Genomic DNA, 7,476 nt, shown 5'->3' on the forward strand with positions numbered 1-7,476 from the left:
GCCCCGGCCCCGCTGCCGGTCTCCCCGATCCCGTCGGCCGCGCCTGTCGCGCCTGTCGCGCCTGTCGCGCCCGTCGCAGAGGGCTGAGCCGCCGTACCCGAGACCCCGTAGCGACCGAGGAGCCGCCGTGACTTCGCCGCAAGACCCGCGCGCCGAGCGGGATGCCGGCCTGCTGACCCAGGCCGCGGGCGCGTGGACCTACGCCTGGACCGGGGTGCGCATCGACGCCGCCGCCGATCTGACCGAGGCCGAGCAGTTCCGCAGCCTGAACCAGGACGAACGGCTGGACATGGTCGCGGCGGCCGACCGCGCCTGGGTCGGCGGCCTGTGGGAGCAGGCCCACCTCGAGCGCTACGACCTGCGCTACCTGAGCGACCCGGCCACCGGACGGATCGGCTGCACCGTCCTCGGCCGGGTCGCGGCGGTCGGCGGCGAGGCCGCGCTGCCGGCCGCGCTCGGGCTGCGCCGCCACCTTGCCAGAACCCTGCCCCAACACGTGCACGCGGTCGAACTCACCGACGCGGCGCAGGTCGGTGCGGCGCTGAGCCCGTTCGCACCGCACCCGCGCGGCGTGGTCGAGATCCGCAAGCGGATCTGGTCCGGCATACCGCAGCGCCCGGACGCGAACATGCCGTACTACTTCATGATCCAGCCCTTCACCGTCACGCCCGCGTCCTGGGAGCCGGTGCTGCGCGCGCTGGCCGCCCAGCCCGCCCCGGTGCTGCTCTCGGTCGGCCTGATCCCGGCCGAGACCGGCCAGGACGCGATCAACGCGTTCCACCAGCTGGCCACCGTCTACGACCGGCTCGCCTCGGCCGGCGAGATCCCGGAGAACATCTTCACCGCGCGGATGCAGCTGACCGCGGACGCCTTCGCCGTGGACGCGCACGAGGTCTTCGCCGACGCGGCCCGCCGCTACGCCGGACGGGTATTCAAGCTACGCATCACCCTGGCCAGCCCGGCGCCGATCCCGGACGGCCTGGGCGAGTTGGTCGGCCGCGCCATCTCCCCGTCCACCACGGCCGGGTCCTCGGGCCACGGCGGCGGCGTGCTCGCGGAGAGCTTTTCTGGGCCCGCCTACCGGATGGTGCGCCCGGCGGACGAGCAGGAGCTGGCCGCCGCCTGGCACAACGTGGCCGCGATCGAGCACCTGCGCTGGGATCGGGACTACTACCGGGACCAGCCCACCGCCCCGCAGCCGCTGTTGCGCAGCCTGTGCGAGCTGGTCGACCCGGGCGAGGCGGTCGCCGCGCTGCGCCTGCCCGCCGCGATCACCGGCGCGCTGCCCGGCATCGCGGTACGACGACCGGCCGCGGCCGGACTGATCGAGTACGAGTTCGGCGACGGCCACGTGGCGCTGGGCGAGCAGCTGAGCGAGGGGCGCGCGGCCGGGCGGCTGGGCATCGCGGTGGAGGACCTGACCCGGCACGCGCTGTTCGTCGGCGCCCCCGGCTCCGGGAAGACCAACTCCACCCTGGCGTTCTGCGAGCAGCTGTGGCGCGAGCACCGGATCCCGTTCCTGGTGATCGAGCCGGTCAACGCGGAACTCGACGACTACCGCTGGCTGGCCACCCGGCCCGGCTTCGAGGACCTGCTGGTGCTCACGGTCGGGGACGAGCGGACCGCGCCGCTGCGGCTCAACCCGTTCGAGGCGCCGCCCGGGGTGAGCGTGCAGGCGCACATGGGCGGCCTGAAGTCCTGCTTCGACGCGGCCTTCGGCCTGTGGGACCCGCTCCCGGCCATCTATGACAGGGCACTGCTCGCGCTCTACCGCAGCCGCGGCATCGTGCCGTCCGAACGCTCCTCCGCGCGGTACGCAGGCCGCTGGCCGCGGCTGGCCGAGTTCAGCGACTGCCTGGCCGAGGAGGTGGCCAAGCTCGGCTACCAGGGCGAGGTGCGCGCCAACATCGAGGCCGCCGCGCAGCTGCGGGCGCAGAGCCTGGCCTACGGGGCCTGCGCCGCGACGCTGGACTGCGCGAGCTCCTTCCCGGTCGCCGCGCTGCTGGACCGGCCGGTGGTGGTGGAGCTGGCCGCGCTCGGCGACAACGAGCGTGAGCAGACCCTGGTCACGGCCCTGCTGCTGTCGGCGTTGACCGAGTACTACAAGGCGAACCGCGAGCCGGCCTCGGGAACGCGGCACGTGATGGTGATCGAGGAGGCGCACCGGCTGCTCGGGCGTCCGGCCGGCGCGTCGTCGGGCGGCAAGGACGGGGACGCGCAGGCGGCCGCGGCCGCGCGGTTCGCCAACACGCTGGCCGAGAACCGCAAGTACGGCGAGGGCGTGGTGGTGGTGGAACAGGTGCCCGGCAAGCTGATCGAGGACGCGTACAAGAACTCGAACCTGAAGGTGATGCACCGGCTGCCGGCCGAGGACGACCGCAAGACCATCGGCGCCACCATGCGCTTCAACCCCGACCAGGAGCGCCAGGCCGCCGCGCTCGCCCCGTTCTCCGGCTACGTCTACCACGACCGGCTCGACCGTCCGGTGCTGGTGCAGGTGCCCGACGTGCGCGGCGAGGCGGCGCGGGCCGAGGGCCTGCGCCGTGCCCCGCTGGCCGGCGCCCCGGCGCTGCGGGCACGGTTCGAGCGCTTCATCCAGGAGATCCCGGACGCGGACGCGGCGCTCACGACGTTCCCCGACTGCACCGGCTGCGCGCACCGCTGCTTCTACCGCGGCAACGCCGAGCCGGTCGCCACCGCGTCGGCGGCCGAGGAACTGGACCGCAGAGTCACCGAGTTCCGCACGCTGCCCAAGGCGGAGCGCAAGGACTGGTGGGCGCAGACCCTCGGCTGGCTCGGCCGCGCGGCCGCCGACACCGCCCCGGCCGAACTGCCGGATGTGCTGGAACCGGACAGCGAGCGGCTGGCCGATTACGAGGCCTGCGTCGTCGTGCACCTCGGCCGCCGACTGGAGTGGACGCACACGGCGGCCTGGGCCCAGCAGGTGCGCGAGCGTTGGCCGGAGTTCGCGCAGGCGCAGCGCGCCGCGGGCGCTGCGGCGGCGCACGAGGCGGAGCCGGACTTCAGCGATGAGTGAGATGGGCGACAAGACCGCGGCAGAGGTCCCGAAAGCCCCCAAGCCCGCCGCCGAGAGCGCACCGAAGACGGATCAGAAGAACGTGGACTTCGATCCGAACGCGTCGAATGCGAAGCCCGAGACACCGAACCCGGCGAAGCAGGAAACGCCGAACCCGGCGAAGCAGGAAACGCCGAACCCGGCGAAGCAGGAGACACCGAACCCGGCGAATCAGGAGACACCGAACCCGGCGAAGACGGAGACGCCGGAAAGCAAACAGAACCCTGTCAAACAGGAAATCGTGGAACCGGCCGCGAAACCGGAGACGGAGCAGAAGTCGGACGCCGTCCCCGCGCCGCGCCGGCCCGAGAAGGACAACGCCCACTTCAACCCGAACCCGGAGCCCGCGAACCGCATCGAGCCCGCCGACCGCACCGAGTCCGCCCCGGTAATCGACCGCCATCCCGGCCTGCCCGAGCACGCCGGGGACGTACTGATCAACCGCGAGAAGATCGCGGCCATGTCCGAGTCCGAACGGGCACAGTTCGACCAGGTCATGGCCAAGGTCGCGGACGAGAACGGGCGGGGACTGGACACGCCGCCGCCGCGTGACCCGAACGCGCGGCCGGACGGGGACAAGGACAATCCGCCCGATCCCGCACGCGATCCGAATCTCAAGCTGAACTATCCGGAGCCCGACGGCGCGCTCAATGGTGAGGTGAGCCCGGGCGTGATATCGAAGGGCCAGCTCGTCGACCGGTACGGGGACGGCTCGGGCACGTACGTCGCCCCGGCCGGCACCGACTTCGGCGCGCGCTCGATGCCCCCGGAAGCCCAAGCCGGCGAATACAAGGTCATGCGTGCGACCGAGGACATTCCGACGAAGCAGTCGGTCTGTACGCCGTATTTCGGTCAGGAGGGCCTCGGCGTGCAGCACAAACTGCCGACCTCCGTCGACAGTCTGGTTGTGGGTGGCAAACTGGAAGAACTGTATAACCGTAAGGAGCTACTTTGACCAAAGCGGAGCTCGCCGCCGCCCTTGCCGCGGCTGGCGTGCGTCCGGCCGCCTACTCGCTCGACGGCGGCCTGCCGAGTGAGCGTTTGTGCCTGGAGGAACGCCCGGACAGCTGGGCCGTGTACTACTCCGAGCGCGGCGAGCGCACCGGAGAGACGCTGTACCCGACCGAGGCGGAAGCCTGCGATGCCTTCTACGCGCAGATCATGCGCAGCCCCAGCACGAACCCCGAAATTCCGCCCGACCCCGTGTACGACTGGATGCGCGATCCGCGCAATCAGATCCCGGGCGGGGCGGCCCGCAGGCCCGGCACGGCGCCGGACGGCGGTGGCGATCAGGAGGCCGGCTGAGCGTCCAGGAACCGGTGGAGGGACGCGGTCATACTCGCCACGAAGGAGTCACGGGTCTGATCGGAGACCAGCTCCAGTGACAGGTACGGGTTGAGGTCCTCGAGCTCGACGAGAAGCAGTTCGCCGTCTCGGGTGCGACAGGCGTCGACCCGCTGGATGCCGTGGTCCAGGGTGTTCCAGTCGATGAAGTGCCGCGCGAAGGCGAGGTCGGCGTCAGTGGGCTGGTAGGGCTTGAGCACCCAGCGCCGCTCGGGATCGGGGGCGTAGAGGGCGTACTGGAAGGCGTCGTCGACGAAGTAGAAGGACACTTCGTAGCGGAAGTCGATGCGCGGCTGGACCAGGATGTCGCCGTAAGCGAGACCCGCCAGCTGCTCCCGCGGCACGAAGACCAGGCCTATGGAGTCCGCGCCCACCTTCGGCTTGACCGCGTACTGATCCACCTCGGGCAGCAGGTGCAGGTCCTCGAGCCGGTCGATGGTGGGGATGACCGGGTGCCGGTCGGCGGACAGGTCCAGCAGGTACTGCTTGCCCGCCATGTCGCCGCGGCCGGACAGCGGGTTGTACACCCGGGTGCCGCGCGCGGCGGCCTGCCTGCGGAAGGCGTCATACTCGCTCTGGTAGTGCAGCACCGGCCCGCTGTTGCGGACCACGACCGCGTCGAAGCCGTCCATCAACGCGGCAGCGTCCAGCGGGTGGCACAGCGCGATGTCGAAGGCCTCGCGCAGCCGGGAAGTCAGGAAGATGTCCTCGTCGCAGTAGCGCCGCCCCTGAGCCGGATAGGCGAGGTCGGTCACGAACAGCACCCTACGGCGATCCATCGGGCATCTCCTCAGCTTGTCCTTCGATCTGATGTCTCTGTCTGCATGTTAGGGCCTGCACCTTTCCGGCCATGCGGGAGGCTCGCGCCGGTCAGGGTGGTCGCGGTGTGCACGATGCTGGCGATGGCGGCTTCGGGCTCGAGCCGGTAGAGATCGATGAGGCTGAACAGCGCCTCGGCGCTGACCACGACGGCCAGATCCCGCTTGAGCTGGGCCAGCGCGGCGGGGTCGATCGGCTCGTGGTCCGTGAGTGGGGCGAGCGCGTGATCGATCAAGCCGAAGCGCAGCCCGGGCCGGGCGATGGCCTCGCCCGGGCGCGCGATCGTGGCCGCGATCATGGCGCGCACCACCCCCTGCCGGGCCAGGACGTGGCGCAGCAGGAACTCCGTGGCCACGGCGATGCGCTCGACCGGATCGGTGGAGTCGGCCACCGGTCTGAGCGCTTCCTCGGGCGTGGGCAGCTGGCCGGTGATCGCCTCGCTCAGCAGGCTCGCCAGATCGGGGAAGTAGCGGTACGCCGTCGCCTCGGACACCAGCGCCGCCTTGGCCACCTCCGGCATCGTCACCTCACGACCGGTCCGGCTCAGCTCGGCCGCCGCCTCCACAATGGCGGTGCGCGTGCGCAGCTTCTGGTTGACCCGGCCGGTCATCGGTACCTCCTGTAGCTCGATGGGCCTGAATCCTATGCTGGTCCACCACCCCGGCGACCGGATTCGGCGCCGCCCGTCCTGCCCGATCCCCGCGCTGCCCAGCCCCGCGCTGCTCAGCCTTGCTCGTCCGGCTTGACCACCTGGTCGACGAAGTCGGAGATCGCCGCCAGGGTGGCCCCGGTCTGCTCGAGCTGCGGGAAGTGCCCGGCCTCCGGGATCGGCGCGAAGCGGCCGTGGGGGAACGCGCGCGCGAAGCCGCGGCCGTAGCCGAGGGGCGCGACGCCGTCCTGCTCGCCCCACACGACGAGCACGGGCAGGCTCACCCGGTGCAGCCGGGCCCGCAGCTTCGGGTCGAAGACGAAGTGTTCGCCCCCGTACACCGCGAGCGTGCGCTGGTTGGCCGCCGCGGCCGCGCGCTGCTCGTCGCTGAACGTGGAGAAGTCCGGCCGGAACGCCGCGTTCGCGAACGAGAGCTTGCCGAGGTCGGCCGGGTCGAGCGTGCGCACGTCCACGACCCGGTTCTCCTGCTTGTAGGCGTGGATGCCGACGGCGTTGACCAGCACGAGGGAGCCGATGCGCCGGTGGTTGTCGCGCAGCGCCATCTCCGAGGCGATCCACCCGCCGACGGAGTTGCCCACCACCATGACCCCGGTCAGGTCGAGCGCGTCGAGCAGGTCCAGGTAGGCCGTGGCCAGGTCGGCCACCGAGTCGAAGCCGTCCGGGCGCGCGGTGCCGTCGAATCCCGGATGGATGGGCGTGATGACGTACACGTGCTCGGACAACGCCGCCGAGAATCCCGCCACGGTACGCGGACCCGAGCCGGCGTGCAGCACCAGGACGGCGGTGCCCTCGGTGTTCTCGCCGAATTCCTGGATCGTCAGCGGCAGGCCGCCGGGCAGTTCGATCGTCCGTGACTTCGCGGCGGGTGTGGCGGGTGTGGCGGTGAACGCAGGTGCGGTGGGCGTGGTGGTGGGCTTGGGGGAGCCGGTGGTGGTCATGGTGGAGCCCTTCTCGCAGACTTCATAAGAGCTGACTCTCATGACGATAGTCCGCCCGTGGCACTTCGTGCAAGTCCACTCTCATGACGGTATGTAGCTCGCACTTACGCCTCACCGCCTGCGCCGAGCTGCTCTGGCCGCCCTGCCCGACTTCGCCGACCTCTTGGCCCTCTGCTCAGCGGCGTTACGGGCCGACTGATTGCGTTGGGCCAGCAGATCGCTCAGCCACCCGGCCGTTCGGTACCCGGCCGCCCGTCGGCCGCGGAAGCCGGCGGACCGGTTTTGATCACGGCGCGCCGATCGGTCTGATGATCAACTAATGTGTTGCCCCGTCAGCCACGCGGTTAACACGAAGAGGTGCGGGCCTTGACCACGGCAACGCAGAAGACGGGTTTCGACCAGGCGGAGCGGCTCAAATGGGCCGGGCGTGCCTCCGCTTACGACGGAGGCCTCGCCCGCCTCTGTGCGTACACCGTCCCCTTCGCGCTCGACGCCGCCGAGGTGAGCGCGAACACCCGCGTTCTGGACGTCGGCACCGGGACCGGCGCAGTGGCTGCTGCCACCCTGGCCCGCGGCGCCCGCGGCGCCCGCGTCACCGCGCTCGACGCGGACGAAGGCATGCTCGAACT

At 71.2% G+C, this 7,476-nt stretch carries 7 protein-coding genes; 4 read left to right on the forward strand and 3 right to left on the reverse strand.

The genetic code is table 11. The features are described 5' to 3' along the window. The first annotated feature begins 127 nt into the window (after window positions 1-127). Genes KDL01_RS37105 through KDL01_RS37115 form a run of 3 tightly spaced genes read left to right on the forward strand, consistent with a single transcriptional unit; the run spans window position 128 to window position 4,381 of the window. Window positions 128-3,037, forward strand: coding sequence for an ATP-binding protein (locus KDL01_RS37105; RefSeq protein WP_212533398.1), 2,910 nt, complete (start codon window positions 128-130; stop codon window positions 3,035-3,037). A 1-nt stretch (window position 3,038) separates the two neighbouring features. After that, window positions 3,039-4,031, forward strand: coding sequence for a glycohydrolase toxin TNT-related protein (locus tag KDL01_RS37110; protein WP_212533399.1), 993 nt, complete (start codon window positions 3,039-3,041; stop codon window positions 4,029-4,031). Beyond that, window positions 4,028-4,381: a hypothetical protein gene (locus KDL01_RS37115; RefSeq protein WP_212533400.1), complete on the forward strand. Its 354-nt coding sequence runs from the start codon at window positions 4,028-4,030 to the stop codon at window positions 4,379-4,381. Before KDL01_RS37110 ends, KDL01_RS37115 begins: the two co-directional genes overlap by 4 nt. Here the strand turns inward: KDL01_RS37115 and KDL01_RS37120 are convergent. The 3 genes from KDL01_RS37120 to KDL01_RS37130 all read right to left on the reverse strand — a co-directional run bounded on the left by KDL01_RS37120 (window position 4,366) and on the right by KDL01_RS37130 (window position 6,889). After that, entirely contained in the window at window positions 4,366-5,199 is an 834-nt protein-coding gene (locus tag KDL01_RS37120) for an ATP-grasp domain-containing protein (protein ID WP_212533401.1), read from the reverse strand. The genes KDL01_RS37115 and KDL01_RS37120 overlap by 16 nt on opposite strands. 11 nt (window positions 5,200-5,210) lie before the next feature. After that, window positions 5,211-5,849, reverse strand: a complete 639-nt coding sequence (locus KDL01_RS37125) for a TetR/AcrR family transcriptional regulator (protein ID WP_212533402.1) — start codon at window positions 5,847-5,849, stop codon at window positions 5,211-5,213. A 113-nt stretch (window positions 5,850-5,962) separates the two neighbouring features. Then, window positions 5,963-6,889 (reverse strand): alpha/beta fold hydrolase, encoded by a 927-nt coding sequence (locus KDL01_RS37130; RefSeq protein WP_246577527.1) that lies wholly within the window; start codon window positions 6,887-6,889, stop codon window positions 5,963-5,965. A 324-nt stretch (window positions 6,890-7,213) separates the two neighbouring features. Between KDL01_RS37130 and KDL01_RS37135 the strand changes: the two genes are divergently transcribed. Next, window positions 7,214-7,476: class I SAM-dependent methyltransferase (locus KDL01_RS37135; RefSeq protein WP_368861728.1), on the forward strand; the 263-nt coding region annotated here is incomplete at its 3' end.

This window comes from Actinospica durhamensis (assembly GCF_018139695.1).
Lineage (GTDB): Bacteria > Actinomycetota > Actinomycetes > Streptomycetales > Catenulisporaceae > Actinospica > Actinospica durhamensis.